The organism is Paenibacillus campinasensis, assembly GCF_002272015.1.
Taxonomy (GTDB): domain Bacteria; phylum Bacillota; class Bacilli; order Paenibacillales; family Paenibacillaceae; genus Paenibacillus_AQ; species Paenibacillus_AQ campinasensis.
This window is the reverse complement of sequence record NZ_NPBY01000067.1, coordinates 19,736-41,490: the sequence shown is the minus strand read 5'-3', so window position 1 is coordinate 41,490 and position 21,755 is coordinate 19,736. Positions and strand designations below refer to the sequence as shown.

At 54.1% G+C, this 21,755-nt stretch carries 21 protein-coding genes; 5 read left to right on the top strand and 16 right to left on the bottom strand.

Going from position 1 to position 21,755, the window contains the following annotated elements:
• Nucleotides 1-11: 11 nt before the first annotated feature.
• The 5 genes from sufU to CHH67_RS20475 all read right to left on the bottom strand — a co-directional run bounded on the left by sufU (nucleotide 12) and on the right by CHH67_RS20475 (nucleotide 4,508).
• A complete protein-coding gene (gene sufU / locus CHH67_RS20495) occupies nucleotides 12-434 on the bottom strand; it encodes a Fe-S cluster assembly sulfur transfer protein SufU (RefSeq protein WP_095267240.1) in 423 nt (140 codons plus the stop codon).
• Nucleotides 424-1,647, bottom strand: a complete 1,224-nt coding sequence (locus tag CHH67_RS20490; protein WP_141235872.1) for a cysteine desulfurase — start codon at nucleotides 1,645-1,647, stop codon at nucleotides 424-426. Before CHH67_RS20490 ends, sufU begins: the two co-directional genes overlap by 11 nt.
• On the bottom strand, nucleotides 1,644-2,948 hold the full coding sequence (gene sufD / locus CHH67_RS20485; protein WP_095267239.1) for a Fe-S cluster assembly protein SufD: 1,305 nt from the start codon (nucleotides 2,946-2,948) through the stop codon (nucleotides 1,644-1,646). The genes CHH67_RS20490 and sufD overlap by 4 nt, the downstream gene beginning before the upstream one ends.
• 22 nt (nucleotides 2,949-2,970) lie before the next feature.
• The gene (gene sufC, locus CHH67_RS20480) at nucleotides 2,971-3,753 is read right to left on the bottom strand and encodes a Fe-S cluster assembly ATPase SufC (protein ID WP_095267238.1); all 783 of its coding nucleotides are present in this window, start codon (nucleotides 3,751-3,753) and stop codon (nucleotides 2,971-2,973) included.
• Between the two features lie 278 nt (nucleotides 3,754-4,031).
• Complete coding sequence (locus tag CHH67_RS20475; protein ID WP_095267237.1) at nucleotides 4,032-4,508, bottom strand: Dps family protein; 477 nt, start codon at nucleotides 4,506-4,508, stop codon at nucleotides 4,032-4,034.
• Nucleotides 4,509-4,802: 294 nt separating this feature from the next.
• Here CHH67_RS20475 and mtnK point away from each other — a divergent pair, with 294 nt between their 5' ends.
• Together mtnK and mtnA are read left to right on the top strand one after the other, a co-directional pair.
• Nucleotides 4,803-6,023 carry an S-methyl-5-thioribose kinase gene (gene mtnK, locus CHH67_RS20470; protein WP_095267236.1) on the top strand — a complete coding sequence of 407 codons (1,221 nt, stop codon included), beginning with the start codon at nucleotides 4,803-4,805 and terminating at the stop codon, nucleotides 6,021-6,023.
• Nucleotides 6,020-7,099 carry an S-methyl-5-thioribose-1-phosphate isomerase gene (mtnA, locus tag CHH67_RS20465; protein ID WP_095267235.1) on the top strand — a complete coding sequence of 360 codons (1,080 nt, stop codon included), beginning with the start codon at nucleotides 6,020-6,022 and terminating at the stop codon, nucleotides 7,097-7,099. Before mtnK ends, mtnA begins: the two co-directional genes overlap by 4 nt.
• Before the next feature lie 252 nt (nucleotides 7,100-7,351).
• Here mtnA and CHH67_RS20460 read toward each other — a convergent pair whose 3' ends face one another.
• From CHH67_RS20460 to CHH67_RS20415, 10 genes are all read right to left on the bottom strand, one after another.
• A complete protein-coding gene (locus CHH67_RS20460; RefSeq protein ID WP_095267234.1) occupies nucleotides 7,352-8,980 on the bottom strand; it encodes a PucR family transcriptional regulator in 1,629 nt (542 codons plus the stop codon).
• An 85-nt stretch (nucleotides 8,981-9,065) separates the two neighbouring features.
• Nucleotides 9,066-9,782: a cysteine hydrolase family protein gene (locus CHH67_RS20455; protein WP_095267233.1), complete on the bottom strand. Its 717-nt coding sequence runs from the start codon at nucleotides 9,780-9,782 to the stop codon at nucleotides 9,066-9,068.
• Nucleotides 9,779-10,216 (bottom strand): cupin domain-containing protein, encoded by a 438-nt coding sequence (locus CHH67_RS20450; protein ID WP_095267232.1) that lies wholly within the window; start codon nucleotides 10,214-10,216, stop codon nucleotides 9,779-9,781. Before CHH67_RS20450 ends, CHH67_RS20455 begins: the two co-directional genes overlap by 4 nt.
• A 20-nt stretch (nucleotides 10,217-10,236) precedes the next feature.
• Nucleotides 10,237-11,397 carry a BMP family ABC transporter substrate-binding protein gene (locus tag CHH67_RS20445; RefSeq protein ID WP_230875657.1) on the bottom strand — a complete coding sequence of 387 codons (1,161 nt, stop codon included), beginning with the start codon at nucleotides 11,395-11,397 and terminating at the stop codon, nucleotides 10,237-10,239.
• A 69-nt stretch (nucleotides 11,398-11,466) separates the two neighbouring features.
• On the bottom strand, nucleotides 11,467-12,381 hold the full coding sequence (locus tag CHH67_RS20440; protein WP_244908272.1) for an ABC transporter permease: 915 nt from the start codon (nucleotides 12,379-12,381) through the stop codon (nucleotides 11,467-11,469).
• The gene (locus CHH67_RS20435; RefSeq protein WP_095267230.1) at nucleotides 12,378-13,439 is read right to left on the bottom strand and encodes an ABC transporter permease; all 1,062 of its coding nucleotides are present in this window, start codon (nucleotides 13,437-13,439) and stop codon (nucleotides 12,378-12,380) included. The genes CHH67_RS20440 and CHH67_RS20435 overlap by 4 nt, the downstream gene beginning before the upstream one ends.
• Nucleotides 13,436-14,971, bottom strand: coding sequence for an ABC transporter ATP-binding protein (locus CHH67_RS20430; RefSeq protein WP_095267229.1), 1,536 nt, complete (start codon nucleotides 14,969-14,971; stop codon nucleotides 13,436-13,438). Before CHH67_RS20430 ends, CHH67_RS20435 begins: the two co-directional genes overlap by 4 nt.
• Before the next feature lie 334 nt (nucleotides 14,972-15,305).
• Nucleotides 15,306-17,090 (bottom strand): allophanate hydrolase, encoded by a 1,785-nt coding sequence (atzF, locus tag CHH67_RS20425; protein WP_095267228.1) that lies wholly within the window; start codon nucleotides 17,088-17,090, stop codon nucleotides 15,306-15,308.
• A gap of 48 nt (nucleotides 17,091-17,138) precedes the next feature.
• Complete coding sequence (gene biuH / locus CHH67_RS20420) at nucleotides 17,139-17,834, bottom strand: biuret amidohydrolase (RefSeq protein ID WP_095267227.1); 696 nt, start codon at nucleotides 17,832-17,834, stop codon at nucleotides 17,139-17,141.
• A 226-nt stretch (nucleotides 17,835-18,060) separates the two neighbouring features.
• On the bottom strand, nucleotides 18,061-18,363 hold the full coding sequence (locus CHH67_RS20415) for a YunC family protein (protein ID WP_095267226.1): 303 nt from the start codon (nucleotides 18,361-18,363) through the stop codon (nucleotides 18,061-18,063).
• 189 nt (nucleotides 18,364-18,552) lie between these two features.
• Between CHH67_RS20415 and CHH67_RS20410 the strand changes: the two genes are divergently transcribed.
• On the top strand, nucleotides 18,553-19,113 hold the full coding sequence (locus CHH67_RS20410; RefSeq protein WP_095267225.1) for a hypothetical protein: 561 nt from the start codon (nucleotides 18,553-18,555) through the stop codon (nucleotides 19,111-19,113).
• A 55-nt stretch (nucleotides 19,114-19,168) separates the two neighbouring features.
• Here CHH67_RS20410 and CHH67_RS20405 read toward each other — a convergent pair whose 3' ends face one another.
• A complete protein-coding gene (locus CHH67_RS20405; RefSeq protein ID WP_095267224.1) occupies nucleotides 19,169-19,555 on the bottom strand; it encodes a DUF423 domain-containing protein in 387 nt (128 codons plus the stop codon).
• Nucleotides 19,556-19,734: 179 nt separating this feature from the next.
• Between CHH67_RS20405 and CHH67_RS20400 the strand changes: the two genes are divergently transcribed.
• Together CHH67_RS20400 and yhbH are read left to right on the top strand one after the other, a co-directional pair.
• On the top strand, nucleotides 19,735-20,151 hold the full coding sequence (locus CHH67_RS20400; protein ID WP_095267223.1) for a hypothetical protein: 417 nt from the start codon (nucleotides 19,735-19,737) through the stop codon (nucleotides 20,149-20,151).
• Nucleotides 20,152-20,332: 181 nt separating this feature from the next.
• Nucleotides 20,333-21,493 carry a sporulation protein YhbH gene (gene yhbH / locus CHH67_RS20395; RefSeq protein ID WP_095267222.1) on the top strand — a complete coding sequence of 387 codons (1,161 nt, stop codon included), beginning with the start codon at nucleotides 20,333-20,335 and terminating at the stop codon, nucleotides 21,491-21,493.
• Nucleotides 21,494-21,755 lie beyond the last annotated feature (262 nt).

Here is a 21,755-nt window from a genome sequence, read left to right as displayed (position 1 = left end):
CTATCGTAATATTACTGCTCTGATTCAATTCCTTTTCGCAGTGCGTTCCACGCCAGTGTTGCACACTTGATGCGCGCAGGAAACTTATTTACACCGGATAGGGCTTCAATATCCTCATATTCTTCAAACTCCACAGGTTCCCCCTGCATCAGAGCAGAGAATCGGGATGCAAGCTCAAGCGCTTCTCCGAGAGATTTGCCTTTGACGGCGTCTGTCATCATCGAAGCCGACGACATGCTGATGGAGCATCCTTCGCCTGTGTACATGGCATCGCTCACCACGCCATGATCAATCTTCAGCTGCAAGGAGATCCGATCGCCGCAGGTCGGATTGTTCAGATCCACCGTAACGGCATCGTCTTCAAATTTCCCGCGATTTCGCGGATTTTTATAATGATCCATTATGACACGTCTATATAAATCGTCAAGTTGCATCGCCAAAATACTCCTTTGTCTGGATTAAGGCGCTCACTAATCGATCGATGTCCTCTTCTGTATTATACAGATAAAAGCTGGCCCGTGCTGTAGAACTTTCCTTGAGCCAGCGCATCAGCGGCTGACAGCAGTGGTGTCCTGCCCGAATAGCGATACCTTGCGCATCCAGTACCGTAGCGACATCATGCGGATGAACATCTCCGAGGTTAAAAGTAACGAGACCCACCTTCCGCTCGCGCGGGCCGTGCAGCCGAATCCCTTCGATCTCGGACAAGCGGTTCATCGCATATGCCGCCAGCTTCGTCTCATGCTGTTCGATCGCATCCAGACCGATCTCTTCAAGGAAATCAATGGCAGCTCCCAGGCCAACAGCACCTGCGATAATCGGCGTGCCTCCCTCAAACTTCCAAGGGAGCTCCTTCCAATTGGACTCATACAAACCGACATCGTTAATCATCTCGCCGCCGAATTCAATCGGCTCCATGCGATTCAGTAGCTCCTTCTTCCCGTACAGTGCACCGATGCCGGTTGGAGCACACATCTTATGCCCGGAAAAGGCATAAAAATCAATTCCAAGCTCCTGCACATCCACCTTCATATGCGGAGTGCTCTGCGCTCCGTCAACCACGATCACCGCTCCATGACGATGCGCAATCTCGGCAATCTGCTTCACGGGATGAACAACGCCCATCACATTGGACACATAGGCGATCGCCACGAGCTTCGTCCGGTCAGTAACCGTCTGTTCCACATCTTCTACCCGGATCGTTCCGTCCGGTTGAAGCGGGATATATTTCAGTGTGGCGCCAGTCGCGAGCGCGGCCTGCTGCCACGGAATGAGATTGCTGTGATGCTCCATTTCGGTCAAGACGATTTCATCGCCTGGACCACAAACCGAGCGTGCGTAGGACGAGGCGACCAAATTCAAGCCAACCGTAGTCCCTCGATTGAAAATAATCTGCTCAGCGCTTTCGGCATTAATAAAACGGGCGACCTTCTCCCGGGCCCCTTCATAGGCATCCGTTGCACGGCTGCCCAGCGTGTGTACGCCGCGGTGCACATTCGAGTTCTCCCACTCATAATAGCGCTTGACCGCATCGATAACCTGCCGCGGCTTCTGGGAAGTCGCGGCGTTATCGAGATACACCAGCGGATGTCCGTTGATCTCCTGATGAAGGATCGGGAACCATTCACGGACGGATGAAGGTATCATTGTCCCAGCTTCCTTTCAACAAGCCCTTGAAGCTGGTCACGGAGACCTTCAAGCGGAATTTCGCTGACAACCGGAGCCAGGAAGCCGTAAATGATCAGCGATTCTGCAACACGGCGGGAAATGCCGCGCGACATCAGGTAGTGGATTTGCTCCTGGTTAACCTGACCGACAGAAGCCGCGTGTCCTGCCGTCACATCATCCTCATCAATGAGCAGGATCGGGTTGGCGTCACCGCGCGCTTTCGGGCTCAGCATGAGCACGCGTTCGGTCTGCTGACCGTCAGCTTTCGTAGCGCCCTTCTCGATTTTGGTGATCCCGTTAATGATCGCCTGAGCTTCTTCCCTCATGACGGCACGGGTAATCATCTGAGAAGCGGAGCTTTTTCCGAAATGCTTCGCCTGTGTTGTATAGTTAATCTTCTGAGAACCGGAACCTACTGCGATGACTTTGGCATCCGAAGTGGAGCCGTTCCCTTTCAGAATGCTCATCGTATCGCTCGCGGTATCGCCGTCGTTCATCTCGCCAACGATCCATTCGATGGAGGCGTCGTTGTCGATCACAGCGCGACGGAATGTCACATCAGTTGCACCTTCAGCCAGCTGGTGAACGGTCGCATAACGGACCTTCGCTCCGTTCTTGACAAATACCTCAACCGCTCCGTTGTGTGTGATAGGCGCAGACAGCGAATCCGAAACATAGTTGTCCACGTACGTAACCTGGCTGTTCGCTTCGGCTACAACGAGCACATGCGGCGCAAACGTTGCTTCCGCATCATCAACGAGGAAGATGGCCTGAAGCGGTGCATCCACCTCGACATTTTTAGGCACATACAGAAACACTCCGCCGTTCCAGAGCGCGGCATGCAGTGCAGCCATGCTGTGCTCGTCACGCTTCACAGCTTGATGCAGATACGGTTTCACCAGATCAGCATGCTCTCTGACCGCCGTCTGAAGATCTGTGAAAATGACGCCTTTCGCGGCCAGCTCTGGCGAGAGGCTCGCATGAACCGCACCCGAGTTGCGCTGAATGACCAGGCCGCCTTCTCTGGAGCCTGCCACCAGCTTCGCAACATGCTCCGGCAGATCGTCAAGCGAAGCAAGTGAAGCGCCCTCCTTGAATTGACCGTAGCTGTTAATCGCCCATTTCTCGATGCGTTGCTTCTCCAGCTTCGGCAGCTCAAGCTGTCCGGCCAGCTCAAGCGATTCCAGTCTGCTCTCAGTAAGCCATGCTGGCTCCTGCTTGCTTGCGGACAAAGCTTTCAAAGCTTCAGCGTTGACCGGAAGAATGGTTTGTGTAGTCATATCGTTTCCTCCTCCCGTCTATTTACGCTTCTTGTCCTACAGTTTCGTCTGTAATGCCCAGCTCTTCCTTGATCCAGTCGTATCCGTCCGCTTCCAGACGCTCAGCCAGCTCAGGACCGCCGGACTTCACGATGCGTCCTTGCATCATTACGTGCACATAATCTGGTGTAATATAGTTAAGCAACCGCTGATAGTGGGTAATAATCAGAAAACCGCGTTCTTCGGATTTCATCGCATTTACACCGTTAGCTACGATTCTCAGTGCGTCGATATCCAGACCGGAGTCGATTTCGTCCAGTACGACAATTTTCGGATCCAGCATCAGCATTTGCAGAATTTCGTTCCGCTTCTTCTCACCGCCGGAGAAGCCTTCATTAAGGTAACGGTGAGCGAACTCCGGGTTCATCTCCAGTTCCTTCATCTTGGTCTCCATCTGGCGGATAAACTTAATGAGGGAAATTTCGTTGCCTTCGCCGCGGCGTGCGTTGATTGCACTGCGCAGGAAGTCGGAATTGGTCACACCAGCGATCTCGCTCGGATATTGCATTGCCAGGAACAGGCCAGCGCGAGCGCGCTCATCCACTTCCATGTCGAGTACGTCTTCGCCATTCAGCGTTACACTGCCGTCAGTTACTTCATATTTTGGATGTCCCATAAGCGCGGATGCCAGCGTACTTTTACCAGTACCGTTCGGTCCCATAACCGCATGAACTTCTCCGCCTTTAATCTCCAGGTCGATTCCTTTCAAAATCTCTTTCCCTTCGATTGTTGCTTTCAATCCTTCAATGACAAACTTTGTTGACATGTTCGATTCCCTCCGTCGAATAGTTAGTATAGTGTGTCCTCAATTATGATAACAGGATTGGACGCCCTGATTTCATCCATATAGAACAATTACTTGTTTGTAATTATTCTAAACTGATTCTCACTGATTCTCAAGCCATTTTATAATAAAAAGTGACGTATTTCAACCGGACAAGCCGCTAACAGGGCAGGCGGCGGACTTTGCGAAATAAGAGAAACAGACCTGACCGTCCCCGGCCAGGCCTGTGATCAGGCAGCAGGATTGCTCTCCCTTGGAGCTTACCCCAAGAATGAACGAAGCATCCACATATGCTTTTCAAAGTCTGCTTTAAATCCTGTTAACATATCTGCAGTCGGAGCATCTCCGGCTTCTTCCGCCATATCGATGCCTTCCTGCAGCTCTTCCGCCACCGTAGCAAAGTCCTCGATCAGCGTTTGCACCATTTTGCGGGCATCCTCTTTGCCGGACGCTTCCTGAACGGTCGCAAGGTCCAGATAGTCCTTCATCGTGGAAGCCGGTTTGGCTTTCAGGGCCAGCATGCGCTCAGCAACCTCGTCCATTTTCAGCGTGACCTCATTATACAATTCCTCAAATTTCTCATGCAAAGCATAGAACTGCTCACCGGTTACGTACCAGTGGTAATGATGGAGCTTCACATACAGCACGTTCAAGTTAGCCACCTGCTGATTCAGCAGCTGTTCAATTCCCGAGCTTTTGGTTTTGCCTGCCGATTTGTTCGAAGAAGCTTTCGCCATGGTTTATCCCTTCCTTTTTATAAAGTGGTACATCCCTACTCGCAGAATGAAGGTTCAGCGGGCCAGGGATTGCTCACGATATTCTTCCCGGCGCCCGAAGTCTATTTCCTGATCGTTCCTTACATGCCGAGAGTCTAATTATAGCATACCCGTTCGCCAATGTTTCGAATCAAAGCGCATCCATTCGCCAATATCCAAAAAAATATACAAAAACCGCGAAAAAACGTTATACTACTAATACCAAGCACATAAGTTGGCTTTAATTTCTTCTATCATATTTGGGGGTGACAGTTTATGTCTGCATATCATCCGCTCACCGCGGAAGAAGCTATACAGCTGGCCAAAAGTTTACCGGGCCGTTTCCCGGATCAAGCCGAACTTGAATGCCGGGAAATCGGCGATGGAAATTTGAATCTGGTGTTTCATGTCACCGCCAAGCATTCGGATCACAGCCTCATTATCAAACAGGCGGTTCCTTATGCCAAAGTCGTCGGTGAATCCTGGCCGCTATCGCTTGACCGGGCTCGCATCGAACGCGAGGCGCTCGAAATGGAGCATTCACTCTGCCCGGCTCTCGTTCCCGAAGTGTACGGTTATTCGGACGAGATGGCATACACGATCATGGAGGATCTGAGCGAATATACGATTATGCGCAAAGGTCTGATTGAAGGAAACAGCTATCCGAAGTTTGCGGAGCATATCGGCGAATTCCTTGCCAGAACCTTGTTCTATACTTCCGATCTCGGCATGAACCAGCAGAAGAAGAAGGAGCTTGCCGGACGCTTCATAAATCCGGATTTGTGCAAGATTACAGAGGATCTGATCTTCGAGGATCCTTACCGGGATTCTCCGAACAACAGCTACCCGGACAGCATCGCAGATGAAGCCGAGGCGCTGCGCAGCGATACCGAATTGCATTTTGAAGTGACGCTGCTGCGGCACAAGTTCCTCACGCAAGGACAAGCCCTTCTTCATGGGGATCTCCATACCGGAAGCATCTTCGTAAGGGCGGAGTCCACCAAGGTGATCGATCCGGAGTTTGCCTTCTTCGGCCCGATGGGCTTCGATATCGGGGCAGTTATCGGCAATCTGCTATTGAACTACGCCGCCACACCGGGCTGGGCTGCCGATCCGAAAGCGCAGCAGCTCCGGGAGCAGCGGCTTGTACAGATGTCGCAGGATGTATGGAACCATTATGAGCGGAACTTCCGGCAGCTATGGAATGCAGACCTGCTGGATGAAATGTCCCGCACGCCGGGGTATCAGGATCATTACGTCCTGCAGGTGCTGCAGGATGCCGCAGGCTATGCAGGCTGCAAAATGATCCGCCGTATCGTCGGTTTGTCCCACGTTATCGATATTGATACCATTGCAGACGCTACCGCCAGGGAAGCGGCACAGCGCAAGGCGCTGGCCATCGGTAAAAATCTCGTTCGTCATCATCGCAGTATCAAGTCCATCGATGATGTGATTGAACTCGTTAAACAAGCATCAGGAAATGAGGTTTCGATATGAGCTATACATCTGCAGGCCAGACCCACACCTATGAACCTTTAAGCTCCGTCTCCTGGGGCGGCGACCATCTGATTCTGCTGGATCAGCGCCTGCTGCCTGAGGACATCGTTTATCTCAAGCTGTACACCCCCGAGGAAGTATGGGAAGGCATCCATTCCATGAAGGTCAGGGGAGCTCCTGCAATCGGGATAGCCGCTGCCTTCGGCGTCGTGCTCGGAGGCCTTCAATATGCCGGAGACCAGCCTGGCGAATGGCTGCAGCAGGTGCGGACCACATGCGATTACCTTGCTACATCTCGACCGACAGCCGTTAATCTGTTCTGGGCTCTGGACCGCATAAAGCTGACTGCCGAGAAGCTGGCCGAGACCCTATCGGACCGCACCGCCTTGAATGCTGCACTTCTGGCAGAGGCTGAAGCGATTCGCGCGGAAGACGAAGACGTCTGCCGCCGCATCGGAGAGAACGCCCTGCCGCTGTTCAAGGATGGCATGGGCATCCTTACGCACTGCAATGCGGGCGGTCTGGCTACGGCCAAGTACGGCACCGCGCTTGCACCGATGTACCTTGCCCACGAGCAGGGCATGAACATCAAGGTGTTCGCCGATGAGACAAGACCCGTGCTCCAGGGCGCCCGCCTGACAGCATTCGAGCTTCAGCAGGCCGGCATTGACGTCACCCTGCTCGCCGACAATATGGCAGCCATGGTCATGTCCAAGGGCTGGGTGCAAGCTGTCATCGTCGGCACGGATCGCGTAGCGGCCAACGGCGATGTCGCGAACAAGATCGGCACCTACGGCCTGGCCGTGCTGGCCAAGGCTCACGGCATCCCGTTCTATGTGGCCTGCCCGCTGTCTACCATCGATCTGAACACCAAGACCGGTGCGGAGATTCCGATCGAAGAACGCCCGGCTGAAGAGATTACCGAAGGTTTTGGCAAGCGGACTGCACCTCATGGCGTCAAGGTCTACAACCCGGCCTTTGATGTAACGCCTAATGAATATGTAACGGCAATCATTACCGAAAAAGGCATGGTGCAGGCTCCATACAGCGAGAATCTCAAGAAGCTGTTCGAGTAGCGCCATTGCTGACCATTTCAGCGGCCAGCCGCTGCCGCGCACCGGCTGGCTGCCAAGGATTGAAGCGTCATCTTGAACGCAGAATGATACCGTTATAAATAAAGAAGCCCTCCTTTGCTTAATCACGGGTTATCCCGGCCATTAGTAAAGGAGTGGCTTTTTTTGCGTATGCAGAACATAAAGCATTTCTTGACACAAGCCCCCGCAGCATTCTGCCACGTTGTATGGTTAGCTGCTGCGATGGCTGTTTCATTAATTCAGCTCCTGGATCTCTTCCAGCTTCAGCGCCAGCTGAAGCATCAGCTTCGTCTCCGGATCATCCAGCCTCAGTCCAAGCTCGCTGCGGATCCGTTCGAGCCGGTAGTTGACCGTGTTGTAATGCACGAACATCCGCTCCGCCGTTTCCTTCGCATTGCAGTTGCACTGGAAGTATGTCCGCAGCGTAGACAGCAGCGCTCCGCTCTGCCGCGTGTCCAGCTCCAGCAGCGGCTGCAGATACATCCGCTTGTATACCTCAAGCTCATCGCTTCCCTGAAGCCGGTAGAGCAGCAGGTAGAGGCCCAGATCGCCGAAGCGGACCACCGTATCGCTTAGGCGGCAGACGCTGCGCACTTCGGCTGCGCGTCTGGCATCCTTGTAACTGTTAGGCACAGCCCCGGTACCAACAGCTTCCCGGCCCAGGCACAGCGCTTCAGCTTCTCCGGTCAGCGCTGCCTGCAGCATATCCCATGCTTGGCGGATGAGCCGCTCAGGCACCCCGGCTTCGCCTTGCTCGTGACGAAAGGTAAGGAGAACGACAAGCGCCCCTTCCAGCACCGTCCATTTCACCGCATTTTTGTACAGAGCGCTCTCATCATTTAGCCGTTTGGCGATGGCTTGCAGCTTCTTGACATCCGCTTTGACGCTTCGCATCGCCGCGACACCAATCACATAGGCAGCCCCGCGCTCCAGCGGCCATCCACAGGCCTCTGCGCGCAGCCGCAGATCAACAGAGGAGACCACCCTTCCGCTGATCCAGTCCTGAAGAAACTGGTCGAAATATTTGGCTTCAATCGTCTTTCTTGCCTGCATATTGCTGATCTCGAAGCCAAGCAGACGCCCGGCCCAGGTTACAGTGAGCGCATCCACCGGCCCATAGTTGCTGCCATCCTCGATGATAAGCAGCAGGAAGGATCTTGGGCCATCATCGGATACCGCAGTCACATGAACGCGGAGCTGGCGCTCTCCCATGCGCAGAAACTGCGTCTCTGCCATCGGCTCTCCCCTCAAACCGCTCCATGCCTCCTCATTAATCTGAACACACCAGTCCTCGGCGGCAGGGGAAGCCGTCCAGCGGTTCTCGGGGTCCAGCAGGGCGACCGGATGCTTGATCATAAGCTGTAGATGATTCAGAAATGCAGGAAGCCCATCCCCGTGCAGCAGCACGTGGGACAGGCGTTGAACGCGGCCCTGAAGAATCGATAAATCTCTCGATTCCGCAACAAGCACGCGCTCCATCACTTCACGAACAACATCGGAAAAGGTCGTAGCCGGGGGGAGTTCAATGAGCGGAATACCGTACTGATCAGCTGCCCGAATCGCCGCCTCGGGTACGGCATCCAGAAACCGCTTCGTCTTGATGCCAAGCGCAACCACACCCTTCTGCTTCAGCTGGGCAATCAGCGTAACCAGGGCGTTCGGATCCTCCTTGAACGGATATCCGGTCGTCATCAGGAATTCACCCGGTCTGACCCAATCGACCACGTCCGGCACTTCCATCACGTTGACACGGCTGATCGGCACGTCCAGCCCGGCATCTCCGCCAAGCAGCGCTGCATCCTCAAAATGAGGCACACCGAATAAATCCCTGACCGTAAATGCATCACGCATACCGTATTCCATATCATCCTCTCCCCTTCCAAGCTTCGCTAAGTTGTCATCTTAATGCGTGCGGCATCCACCTTTTCTAATCCATGCTCTGCCTCGTTCAACCGATCGCGGACATGAACGCAGCGCTGGCTGCCGTCCAGCCGAATATGCCGCCTTGCTGCCTGACCATATGAAGAGCTGCCTCATGATCGGCCGGATCAAAAGCCGCCGTCGCATCCTCCAGCACCAGACACCGGTATCCCCGGTCATTGGCTTCCCGCAGCGTTGTATGCACACAGACATGGGTTGTCACGCCGCACAGCACCAGATACTCGATCCGCCTTGCCTCCAGGAGATCCTGCAAATTCGTGGCATAGAAGGCGCCCTTCCCCGGCTTGTCTATCACGGGCTCACCTTCGGTCGGATACAGCTCCGGAATAATGTCATGCCCAATCTCACCCCGGACAAGAATACGTCCCATCGGACCAGGGTCACCGATGCCCGCGCCTTGCTTTCGGCTTCGCTCAAGCTTGGCGGGCGGACAATCGGATAGGTCCGGAAGATGCCCCTCGCGGGTATGCATGACCGTCAGCCCCGCTGCCCGGGCTGCCGCAAGCACAGCCTGGACCGCCGGGATGATGCGCCGGGCCGGTGTGACGTCATTGCCAAGGCGTTCGCCGAAACCACCGGGTGCGCAAAAATCATTTTGCATATCAATGATGATGACTGCCGTACGCGCCGGGTCGAATGGAAAAGCATACGGCAGAGCGGTTTCGATCACCTTTTCCGTTATCAAGCCTGTCACTTCCGTCCCCACCCCTCCGGTGCGCTTCATCGTCTCAAAACCTCGGCAAGATCCGCCGGAACCAGCGTCGTGCCGAAGAACCGATTCGGGGGCACTTCCGCTTCTGCCGGAACGAAGATGCTGATTTGCTCGGAAGGCTCGTCGCCGTCATTGGCCACAGAATGGACAACCCCTGCCGGCACATGGAACGTATCTCCGGCCCGGTAACATTGCCACTCCCCATTGCAGAGCAAGCGCACCTTCCCGGCTGTGATATGAATAATCTCGGCAACATCATGATAGTGAGGGAGAACGGCGCCCCCGACGCCAATCTTCTCCCATAGCACCGAATTCATTCGTATACCGAGCTCATCTGCTTCCTTGGCAGACACAATCTCGCGATGATACAACGCTACGTGATCCGGCATGAGCGCCCAAGGCATCTCTTCCGCTGTTCGCACTTCTGTCTTCCTGCTCTTCTCCATAGAAATCACGTCCTTGTCGCTTATTTCGGAATGCTGCCGATGACGCCTTCGACCAAATAATCCGTCGCTTCCAATTCCTCTGCATCCGGCTCCGCTCCCTCTTCGATCTTCACGTTTCCTTCCTGATCCTTCACCGGTCCGGCGAACGGATGCAGCGTCCCGTCAATGATCGCCTGCTTCTGCTCCAGCACGTAGGTCCGAACGTCCTCCGGCACGCTCGCTCCGAAATCTGTCAGCTGCACAACATCATCCTTCAGCATCCCGCGATATTTGCCATCATAGATACTGCCCTTGAAGCTGCCGTCAATCGCGGTCCGGGTCATATCCACAAACAGGTCCGACCAGTTCCAGACAGATCCCGTCAGCCATCCTTCCGGCGCCAGTGCCGAGGCGTCCGTATGGTAGCCGACCGACATCACCCCGCGGCGCTCGGCCGTTTCGATCACGGTCTTCGTGCAGTCCTGATGCTGGCCAAGCACGTCAGCGCCTGCATCGATCAACGAGTTGGCCGCATTCGCCTGCTGACCCGGGTCGCACCAGCTGCCGGTAAATACGACAGAGGTCGTTGCATCCGGATTGACCGACTGCGCTCCAAGCTGGAATGCATTCACATTCAGCAGCACCTGCGGAATCGGCACGGAGACGATGAAACCAAGCTTTCCGGTTTTGGACATTTGCGCTGCCGTTACACCTGCCAAATAATTCGGTTCCCATATCGTGCCGAAGTAAGTGCCGAGATTATCAGCCGTCTTCAGCCCGCCCTGGTGAAAGAACGCAACGTCCGGGTGGCGCTTAGCCACGTTCAGACTTGGCTCCAGATGACCGTACGAGGTCGGGAAAATGATCTTTGCCCCGTTCTTGATCATCTGCTCCATCACCCGCTCGGCTTCAGCCGTTTCCGGCACGTTCTCCGAGCGGAGCACCTTCATGTCAGGGAAGGCCTGCTCCACAGCTTCGCTGCCGATATACGCCGCCTGATTGTAGCCATGATCATCCTTCGTTCCTACGAAAATAAATCCGATCGCGGAACCGCCGGTTCCCGGAGCAGCCGCTTCGCCACCCTCTGCAGCCCCGCTTGGGCTCGGCGCAGCTCCCGGCTGGCTGCATGCGCTCACCAGCATGGACAAGGCCAGGACACCTAACATCAAGGTTGTACGGAATGCTTTTCGTGTATGGTTCATTGTTCTGTTTCCCCCTTAAAATATCGAAATGGTTAAGTAGCTTCCTGCGCCAATAACTAGCGGATAGCGCTAGCGAGCGCCGTCCCCGGCAAAAACCTTACCCAGTGATTCCGGCATCAAGCTTCGCTGCTTGCGCTCCACAATCAGCAGTGCTGCCAATGTGAGCAGGTAAGGCACCATGAACAGGAAGAACGGCGAGATCGGCAGGCCTTGCTGCTGCACCGTCAGCTGAAGCGCCTGGGCCGCCCCGAACAAATACGCGCCGAGCATCGCTCTGGCCGGCATCCATGAAGCGAAGATCACCAGCGCCACCGCTACGACGCCGCGTCCCTGTGTCATATTCTCCACCCAGCTATGGGTAAAGGCGACGGACAGCTGGACACCTCCCACGCCTGCCAGAAAACCTCCGGCCAGCACCGCCAGGTAACGAACCAGCTTCGGATTAATCCCGCTGGCAAACAACACCTCCTGACGCTCTCCGGTCGCTCTCAGCACGATGCCAAGCCGCGTCCGGAATAGCACGTACCACAGACATGGGACGAACAGGATCGCCAGATAGGTCAGCGGATCATGATTGAACAATATGCCGCCGATGAACGGAATGTCCGACAGAAACGGAATGGGGACGGGATTGAAGCCCACGATCTGCTCGCTGACGAAACCCCGGCCCAGAAACGAGGTCACCCCCATGCCGAAGAACATAATCGTCAAGCCTGTTGCCAGCTGGTTCGCTCCGCAAGCGAGAACCAGGAAGGCATGAATCGCGGATATGAGCATGCCCGCAATGCCGCCCGCCAGCACGCCAAGCCAAGGATTGCCGGTCCAGACCGTGACGGCGAATCCGCCGAGCGCGCCGCACAGCATCGAGCCTTCGGTCCCCAGGTTGATCACGCCCGCCCGCTCGGATATCAGCTCCCCCTGCGAGGCCAGCATAACCGACGTTCCCGAACGGATCGCCCCTGTTAAAATATCTGCAATCATCATGAAGACCTCCTTCCGCTGCCGAGTATGAAGAACAGTACGAGCCCCATCAAAATATGGACAGACGATGCGGGCAAGCCGGAAGCAATCTCCAGTGTGTTGCCCGCCACGCTGATCATCCCGAGAATAAATCCGGTCAGAACGATCCGAAGCGGATGGTTCCAGGCCATCATCGCCGCCAAAAATCCAAGATAACCGTAGTTGACACCGGTGGAAGCCCGCAGCCGGCCTTCGATGCCGGCGATTTCGATCATCCCGGCAATGCCGGCAAGCATCCCGCCTGCGACGAGCACCCAGAAGTAGGTGCGGTTAATGCGGAAGCCCGCTCGTTCGGCTGCAAACCGGTTGCTGCCGATAACGCGAATGCGAAATCCAAGTCTTGTTCGCGCAAGCACATACCAGGTGACCGCCGCTAGCACCAGCGCAAGGAGGATGCCGACATGGAGCCTCGTGCCGTTGACGACCGGCAGCCGCAGCGATGATGCGATCTCCGGCGAGAAGGGCCAGTTGAACGAGTTCGGATCCTTGAGCAGCCCATGCACGAAAAAGCCAACGGTAAACGCCGCAACATAATTGAGAAGCAGGCTCGTAATCGTCTCATTCAGCCCGCCCTTCACTTTGAGCAGGGCCGTAACGGCGGCCCATAAGCCCCCGCCAAGCGCGCCTGCAAGCAGCATCAGCGGAATGCCGAGCGCGGCCGGCATCGCATCAAGGTAGAATACAGCAAACCAGGTTGAGAACAGCGCGCCGATGGCCAGCTGACCTTCACCGCCCACATTCACCAATCCCGCCTTAGCCGGAAGCGCAGCCGCCAGGCCCGTCAGAATAAATGGCGTCGCCTTCAGCAGCACCTCGCCAAAACCATACAGGTCACCGAACGTGGATTGAATCATCGAAATATAGAGTGTGACAGGGTTGACGTTGTGAAATAACAGGAAGAGTCCGAACACAACAAATGGTGCCAGCATCAGCGCTGTCTTCAGGGCGGCCGGCTTCCAACGGTTTCCGCGAGTCATCCCATTCGCCGGGGACAGAGCCGCGGCTCCAGCTTGTTGTTTCATGCGGATTCTCCTTTCAGCATGCGTTCTCCGATCCTCGATACGTCGGTCTCATGCGTATCGTACGGGCCCAGCAGCTTCTTGCCGCTAAGTACCACCAAGCGGTCCGACAGCTTGAACAGCTCATCCAGATCTTCGGAGAACAGCAGCACCGCCGTCCCCTGCTTAGCCAGCTCAATTAGCTGCTGCTGGATCGTACGAGTTGTACCGATGTCCAGCCCGCGGCTGGGGTAGCTAATAATCAAAATGTCCGGCTTGCGGATCAACGCCCGGGAAAGCACCATTCGCTGCACATTGCCTCCAGACAGCTGATCCGCCCTTCTGCTCCCGTCGGCAAGTGCAAGCGCCCTGGCTTCCTCGCTGTCTTCCAGCAGTTTTTGCGCGCGGGCCCAGTCGATATTGGCCCCTTTGACAGGCGCCTCAATGCCATCGAGTATCATATGCTCCAGAATAGAGAAGCCAGGGATGACGGATTCCTTGATAGGATCCTCGGATACGAAGGTCACTCCGGCTTCCATGAATTCCTTCGTTGACGCATCGTTCATCACAGCCGAAGCGATGGTCAGCTCACCGGTGCCCAGCTTCCTGAGTCCAAACAGCACTTCTGCCAGTTCCCGCTGGCCGTTGCCTGAAATCCCTGCTACACCGGTAATCTCGCTCTTCCGAAGCGTCAGGTGAACGCCCTCCAGCACCGGCTCCCCATGATCTCCTCGAATTGTGCCGTCCTTAAGCTGTAATATAGGCTCGCGTTCTTCCCCGTGCATCCCTTGCTTCGTCACCGGGTTTAACGTTTTCTCCCCCATCATGGCGGAGATCAGTTTATCGCCGTCCCCGCTGTCCACCTGATCAGACTGGTATACCATCCGGCCGGCCCGCAGAACAGACACCTGATCGGCGCAGGCCAGCACCTCGTTGATCTTGTGGGTGATGAGCAGGATGCCGTAACGGTCCTTGCGGAGTTTATCCAGCATATCCAGAAACTTCTCCACTTCCTGAGGCACAAGCACGCTGGTCGGTTCGTCAAAAATGATGACCCTCGTTCCCGGCGCCAGCAGCACTTTCACAATTTCCAGACGCTGTCGCTGCCCGAGGTCCAGCTGCCAGACATAGGCGTCAGGGTCCACCGCCAGTCCGTATTTGCGCGATACTTCAAGAATCCGGGCCCGGAGCTGCTTTCGCCGCAATGCAAAACCTGATTCTACCGCGAGCGCAATCGACTCCAGTACGGTCATAGCCGGAATCAGGCGAAAATCCTGAAACACCATACCGATCCCTTTCGCTCTCGCCCGGCTTGGCGGATATAGTACGGCCGGCTCCCCATCCATCAGAACGGTTCCTTCGTCCGGTTCGTATACGCCATACAACATTTTCATGAGCGTGCTCTTGCCCGCGCCGTTCTCACCAAGGATGGCATGAATTTGACCAGGCCGGACTTCCAGATCAATTCCCTCGTTGGCTGTCAGAGAACCGAAACGTTTCGTAAGACCGGCGGCTCGGAGCAAATAGGCAGGTTTCACGGGATGATCAGTTTTCATTCGAACCGCCTCCTTTTATATGTCATATTAACTAACACTTATAATCACTTATCTTCACTTCCTCAAGTATAATACAGCTTTCTATCAATTTCTTTAGCAAATATTTATATAAATCCGACTACTATTTTGTTTTTTGTACACATAAGTACCTCGTATGTTACATATTATGTTATATATTACGAATAAAAAGGCTCCTCTCACTTGAGCATGAGAAGAGCCTATTCAGTCGTTCAACTCGATCCCTCTGTCTCCGGAGGTCCAACACAGCCCTTATAAATAATCCACAGCTTAAAGGACTTACAGCCAGCTACCGGCCAGTTTTCGCCCACCTCCGTCAGACGGCGCTTCCCGCTTCAGGCCGTACCGCCGCACGCCATCCCCCTAAAGACGTGATGTCCTCCGCCCCCTCGGATGAAGCCGCAAACGCTTCGCAAATAAACCCGGTCACTTCCGTTCCGTCCTCAAGCTCGACTCTGCCAATGCCGAGTGGTGAAGGGACGGTGGCTACCAGCTCGCCAAGGGATTTAACGGGCATCTCCCAAATTTCCAGGTCGATGCACGCCCCTCCAGCCTCCTTCCTGATCAGCCCCGGACGAGGCGGTTCCATTGCCAGCTTCACCAGCTGATATGCGGGCGATGTTCTGGCTTCCCGCAGAAAGGATGCCCCCAGCCGTTCCATCTGAGCCGCCAGCGGATATCCCCTCATATGAAGTCCGCAGACCGCCACCTGGACGGAGGCCGCGTCTTCTCCCGCAGCAGGGCGGGAACGATTCATCGCTTCCAGGAACGCTTCCGCCGCTGCCACTTCCGCGCCATCGTGCTCCGCCATCGCAAAGAACGTAATCCCAAACGGCAGCCCTTGCTCCGCATCTTCTCCCGGCACTGCGACCGCACTCATATCCAGCAAGTTGCAGTGGTTCGTGTATTGTCCGAGATCCTGATTGCGCCTGATCGGCTGCTCGTGAATATCAGCCCTGCTCCAGGTTCCTCCAGTCGTCGGCAGCACCAGAACACCATCGCCAAGCAGTCGGCGGGCCGCCAGCTTCAGCGACTGCAGCCGATGCATTGCCCGGAACACCGATGCGCCATCATATCCGGCGTCCGCCCCTGAACGAAGCACTGTTTCCGTTTCCGGCATCAGACTGCCTGGATTAGCCTCGACGAATCCCCCGAGTCCTGCCCGACGTTCTTCCACGAACGGTCCGCCATAGAGCAGGGCAGCGGCTTGCTCGAACACGTCTGTATCCACATAACGGATGTTTACATATATGTTCTGCAACCGGCGAACCGTCTTCTCCCAGGCGGATCGGTAAGCTTCCGCATACGGACCGAAGAAGGACAGCTCTCCCTTCGGCAAACATACCTGTTTCGGCATCCGGGCAACTGCCGGCCCAATCTCTCTTGACCACGGATCGTCTGCGTCGTATCCTCGGACAACGCCGTCCACAACCCGTGCATCCGCCAGCTGCCACGTAAACACACTGACACAGTCCAGGCTTGCACATGCCGGTACGACCCCAGAGGTTGACCAGGCTCCAAGCGGCGGCTTATATCCGACCAGCCTGTTGAGCGCAGCAGGAACCCGGCCTGACCCTGCCGTATCTGTGCCTAGGGCGAAGGCAGCCTGTCCCCTCGCAACGGCAACCGACGAGCCTGAGCTTGAGCCTCCGCTGATCAGCTCGGGGCGCAGCGCATTATGCGTCTCCCCATATGGGCTTCGCGTCCCGACCAATCCTGTCGCAAATTGATCCAGATTCGTCTTGCCAACAGGAATCGCTCCGGCTTCGATCAATTTGGCGACAACGGCGGCATGCTGCTGAGGGATAAACTGATAATCCGGACATCCCGCCGTAGTCGGAATGCCGGCGACATCAATATTATCCTTCACGGCAAACGGCACGCCCCATAGCGGCGATGTTCTCGGATCTAACGTATCCAGGCGTTCCAGATAAGGCCGTATCCGCTCCATCCGGGGTGGCGTGATCCATATGTTCATCTCCCGATCGGCTTCCGCCCGTTCGATCATGACCCGAATCACCTCCTCCGGCGTTACAAGCTGGCGACTATAGGCTTCTCTGAGCCACTCAATCGTCATCATTTCAGGTACTACACAGCTCATCTTGCCCCTCCTTTCGCTAACAGCTGAAGCAAATATATATACCGGTATCTATGCATGGGCAGCCGCCAATGCCTTGAGCGCAGCGATCACGCGGCTAGAATCCGAGACACTGCCAAAAACGCCGCCCTGCATCGTCACCATCTTGAGTGCAGCCAGATGATTGTCATAATCGGTCGCCCCGGTGCAGTCCTCCAGGATCAGGCATTCATAGCCGCGGTCGTTAGCCTCCCGCATCGTCGTGTGAACACAGACATCGGTCGTGATGCCCGTGAGAATGAGGTTCCGGATTCCGCGATTGCGCAAAATCAGATCCAGATCGGTTGCGTAGAAGCTTCCCTTTCCCGGTTTATCAATGATGATTTCTCCAGGAAGCGGAGCCAGTTCGTCAATGATGTTCCAGCCGGCCTCGCCGCGCACAAGGATTTTGCCAGCAGGCCCCTCAGACCCGATCTCGGCTCCGATCTGCCGGCTGCGCCACCGCTTGTTGTCCGGCAAATCCGACAGATCCGGCTTATGCCCTTCACGCGTATGAATAATCGTGAAGCCTTCCAATGCCCGAGCCGTTTCCAGAATGCGCTGGATAGGCTCAATAGCTCGCCGGGTAAGTGAAAGATCATACCCCATTCGGTCCACATAACCGCCCGGCCCGCAGAAATCGGTCTGCATATCGATAATAATCAATGCCGTGTTGTCACAACGTAAATCCCCGTCGTAGGGGAAGGAATATGGGTTTGCTTCAATCATCAGTTACCCCTCACTTTTCATGTTATATTCGCGTTATATCCAACTCATTGTTTGTAACATTATATAACATCAAGGATAACGAGTCATTGTAGACTGCCTACAAAAAAAGCCGGAGCCTCTTGTGTTCGGATGATAAAGCAGGAGTTTACGTAAATGCGAAACACAAAAAAGCCGCCCGTAAGGGCAGCCCGAAACCTGCAACCAATCAACCTGTATGTCGGCCATCTCACAGCATACGAAGCAGCGCTTCTTTTCCGGTAATTCCGGGATGAATCCCCATCTTCTCGGCCTCTAGCGTTACCGATTCCAATGGGGCTTCCATCAGCTGTTCCAATGTCCTTACACCAACGGCTCTCCCTGCTATAATATGCCTGTCGGCAAGCTTTTCATTAAGAAGACCAACATCAAGGGCTCCGCACATGATATATCCACGGGATGTGTAGACGGCCAGCAAGGTCGTTTTGGGCAGCTTCACCTCCACACCCATCACCGTATGCCCTTCCACCTCCATTGGCAGCAGAGTAACCATGTCCTTGTACCTCCCCTCATACGCCTTTAGATATATGTATTCCTAGATTATTCGTTTGGTTCCGAAGTCCGAAATTAGGTACCAGTATAATAGTCTCTGTCACAGAGACATTAGGACTATGAAAATTTTTGAAATATGGTATATTGTAGACACTAGGAATAATGTGAAAGCTGGTGAAGGTTAAAAGCTATGAGAAAGAACACAGACACCGACGACAGGGGCCATTTATTTAACGTTGATATATTGGTCAAAAGTCCCTCCAACGCACTGGCTTTGCAATATTTGCTGGAACTGCTTAACAGCAAGAAAGAGGTCGTCGATTTTCAAATCAAATCCGGCATAAAGCTTGGAAAATTGATCGACGTGATGGTTCAAACGAATAAAGAATCCCCAGAACCACTCCCTCTAGACCTCGAATCTGGTGATGTAGACTCCCAGGAGGTTGCGGTGACCACGGCATTATCAGAGAAATCAGAGACAACGGAGTCAGCTGAGATCACAGACACCACCAGTAAGAACGTAGAGAACATCACCGCTGGCAACGATCCGTTTGAATGGATCAAACAGTACAGCAGAGATAATCGGCTCGTTCGCTTGACCACTAATCAAAGAGGGAAGCAAATCAGCTTGCCCTGCCGCATTCTTAATTTTGACGAGGTCAACGCTTTGGTGAATGTGTATCATGTTGATGAAAAGCAAGTATACACGTTCAAAGTCAATGAGATAGACGAATTTAGTGTGAGCTCATAGGTCCGCAACTTAAAAATGGCTTCTCCCAGCTGCTGGGAGAAGCCATTTTTAATGTTCATCGCGATTGTCGCCGACCTGACAGGGCCGAGACCATTAGCGCAATCCACCCCGCAATAAAAGCGGTGCCACCGATTGGCGTAATCGCCCCCAGCCACTTGATGCCGCTTATGCTGAGCACATACAAACTGCCGGAAAAAATAATCGTCCCGACAATAAACAGCGTGCCGGCCCAGAACAATCCTCTTGAATTCCCGGAAACTCCGGCCAACAGTCCTGTAATCAAAATGGCAATTCCATGAACCATATGATAATGAACGCCCGTTTCATAAACGGCCAGCGCATCCGCACCAATGCGATCCTCAAGCATATGCGCACCGAACGCCCCAATCGCTACCGATAGCGCCATCAGCACCGCGCCCCAGGCAATAAACATACGCTGCATTTCATTCAACTCCTTTACAACATATCACAGCATCCTTAGCCATCCTCATATGTACAGCCTTTAGTTTAACGGATTGCCCCTTTCTTTGCTACCTTTCTGAATACCGCCCAGACTTGATTTCAAGGCCATTTTGTGAAACATTATTAGGGAGCTACTACATTAGAAGGAGCGAATATATTATGGAACCAACATCTTCCTCGCCCGAGCAGCACGATGTCCCGGGCAACGACAACCATTCCTTTGCCCCGCCTGAAGACCGGAAGCATTCAAGACTTGGCATTGCTTCCTTCATTCTGTCTGTGATCACGTTGGTCGGATACATACTTCTCGGCGCGATGGGCAACACCATGATCGAACCGTTCATAACGCCAGACGGCACCGTACTCGAACCTACCCAGGAAACACTCGAAGCCATGACAACCCTTGCCGCCATCTTCATGATCATTATCTTCATCAATCTGGTCGGGTTGATTCTCGGTCTGGCCGGTGCCTTCACCAAGCAGCGCAAGCGCGTGTTCGGTGTTGTCGGCTCCATCATCAACGGTGTCATTATGCTTACGATCGGCTCTCTGTTTTTTATGGTTTTAACCGGTTAAGCCCCTTATTGCTCCTATCGATCGGCTCTCTTTCCTGCGCTTTATTCGGAAGAGAGTCTTTTTTTTCGCCATTTCACACTCACATATCGCTCTTTCTCCCGAATATAATGAGATACTACAGCGCATTAACTCAGATGAATCCTGCACAAGGTCAAGACTACACTTGGGAGGTGACTGCCGCTTGCAGAACAAGGACGACTTTTCGTTTATCGTATCCCGGGAAGACTGGTCTCTCCATCGCAAAGGGTACCAGGATCAGGTCCGTCATCAGCATAAAATCCGTGAGGTCATCAAAAGCAACCTGCCCGATCTTATTACGGAAGAGAATATTATTCTGTCCGATGGCAAACAGATCATCAAAGTGCCGATCCGCAGTCTTGACGAGTATCGCTTCATCTATAATTATCAAAAGCAAAAGCATGTCGGTCAAGGTGACGGTGACAGCCAGGTCGGCGATGTGCTTGGCCGCGACCCTGCCTCGGCCCAGCCCGGAAAGGGAGAATCTGCCGGGGACCAGGCCGGATACGACATCGTGGAAACCGAAGTCAGCATTGATGAGCTGGAGAACATGCTGTTTGAAGAGCTCGAGCTTCCGCTGCTGCAGCCCAAGGATAAGGAGCAGATTGAAACCGAGTCCATCGTCTTCAACGACATTCGCAAAAAAGGCATTATGTCCAACATCGACAAAAAGCGGACCATTCTCGAAAATTTGCGGCGCAATGCGCGAGACGGCAATCCCGGCATCCACGGAATCAGCCCGGACGATCTCCGGTATAAGACATGGGATGATACCGTCATTCCCGAGTCGAATGCCGTCATTATCGCGATGATGGACACTTCGGGGTCTATGGGATCTTTTGAGAAATACTGCGCGCGCAGCTTCTTCTTCTGGATGACCCGCTTCCTCCGCAAACAATATGAAAAAGTCGACATCGTTTTCATCGCGCACCATACGGAAGCCAAAGAAGTGACCGAGGAGGAGTTCTTCACCCGGGGCGAAAGCGGTGGAACGATATGCTCTTCTGCCTACCAGAAAGCGCTGGACATCATTAACCGCAGGTATCCTCCGGCCAAATACAACATCTATCCGTTTCATTTCTCCGACGGCGACAACCTGACTTCGGATAATGAGCGCTGCGTCAAGCTGATCGGCGAGCTGCTTAAAGTGAGCAACATGTTCGGATACGGAGAAGTTAATCAGTACAACCGCAACAGCACGCTGATGTCCGCCTACAAAAATATAAAGCTGGACCAATTCATGCATTACGTCATCAAAGATAAATCCGAGGTGTACGAGGCGCTGAAGGCCTTCTTCCGCAAACGCGAAGGGGCTGCCCTGTAACCTGCGTTCTTGTTAAATAACTCCTGCTACCGATAATCCGGACTACATCCGTGACTGCGAAGTTTGCCTCTATAAGCTCATCCCCTAAAGGAGGGAACCCGAAAGGTTCGCCTCCTTTTTCCTTGTCATTGTCCAGTGAAATTTCTGTCTTTTTATTGACATCATAATGTATCCACGAATTCATGTTTTTGTCACCTTCTGGCATTTCAGCCATGATAAGATGATGAAGTGATATCGATTCTCAGGGATATGGCTCTTGCTT

Excerpts from the sequence above, each read along its gene's own strand:
- CHH67_RS20475 (WP_095267237.1), bottom strand. The coding sequence starts at position 4,508 with ATGGCGAAAGCTTCTTCGAACAAATCGGCAGGCAAAACCAAAAGCTCG.
- CHH67_RS20435 (WP_095267230.1), bottom strand. The coding sequence starts at position 13,439 with ATGAAACAACAAGCTGGAGCCGCGGCTCTGTCCCCGGCGAATGGGATG.
- CHH67_RS20415 (WP_095267226.1), bottom strand. The coding sequence starts at position 18,363 with ATGGTTACTCTGCTGCCAATGGAGGTGGAAGGGCATACGGTGATGGGT.
- mtnK (WP_095267236.1), top strand. The coding sequence starts at position 4,803 with ATGTCTGCATATCATCCGCTCACCGCGGAAGAAGCTATACAGCTGGCC.
- atzF (WP_095267228.1), bottom strand. The coding sequence starts at position 17,090 with ATGAGCTGTGTAGTACCTGAAATGATGACGATTGAGTGGCTCAGAGAA.
- CHH67_RS20450 (WP_095267232.1), bottom strand. The coding sequence starts at position 10,216 with ATGGAGAAGAGCAGGAAGACAGAAGTGCGAACAGCGGAAGAGATGCCT.
- CHH67_RS20440 (WP_244908272.1), bottom strand. The coding sequence starts at position 12,381 with ATGATGATTGCAGATATTTTAACAGGGGCGATCCGTTCGGGAACGTCG.
- CHH67_RS20410 (WP_095267225.1), top strand. The coding sequence starts at position 18,553 with ATGAGAAAGAACACAGACACCGACGACAGGGGCCATTTATTTAACGTT.
- CHH67_RS20460 (WP_095267234.1), bottom strand. The coding sequence starts at position 8,980 with ATGGAATACGGTATGCGTGATGCATTTACGGTCAGGGATTTATTCGGT.
- sufC (WP_095267238.1), bottom strand. The coding sequence starts at position 3,753 with ATGTCAACAAAGTTTGTCATTGAAGGATTGAAAGCAACAATCGAAGGG.
- CHH67_RS20490 (WP_141235872.1), bottom strand. The coding sequence starts at position 1,647 with ATGATACCTTCATCCGTCCGTGAATGGTTCCCGATCCTTCATCAGGAG.
- CHH67_RS20455 (WP_095267233.1), bottom strand. The coding sequence starts at position 9,782 with ATGAAGCGCACCGGAGGGGTGGGGACGGAAGTGACAGGCTTGATAACG.
- mtnA (WP_095267235.1), top strand. The coding sequence starts at position 6,020 with ATGAGCTATACATCTGCAGGCCAGACCCACACCTATGAACCTTTAAGC.
- sufD (WP_095267239.1), bottom strand. The coding sequence starts at position 2,948 with ATGACTACACAAACCATTCTTCCGGTCAACGCTGAAGCTTTGAAAGCT.
- CHH67_RS20430 (WP_095267229.1), bottom strand. The coding sequence starts at position 14,971 with ATGAAAACTGATCATCCCGTGAAACCTGCCTATTTGCTCCGAGCCGCC.
- biuH (WP_095267227.1), bottom strand. The coding sequence starts at position 17,834 with ATGATTGAAGCAAACCCATATTCCTTCCCCTACGACGGGGATTTACGT.
- CHH67_RS20445 (WP_230875657.1), bottom strand. The coding sequence starts at position 11,397 with ATGAACCATACACGAAAAGCATTCCGTACAACCTTGATGTTAGGTGTC.
- CHH67_RS20405 (WP_095267224.1), bottom strand. The coding sequence starts at position 19,555 with ATGCAGCGTATGTTTATTGCCTGGGGCGCGGTGCTGATGGCGCTATCG.
- sufU (WP_095267240.1), bottom strand. The coding sequence starts at position 434 with ATGCAACTTGACGATTTATATAGACGTGTCATAATGGATCATTATAAA.
- CHH67_RS20400 (WP_095267223.1), top strand. The coding sequence starts at position 19,735 with ATGGAACCAACATCTTCCTCGCCCGAGCAGCACGATGTCCCGGGCAAC.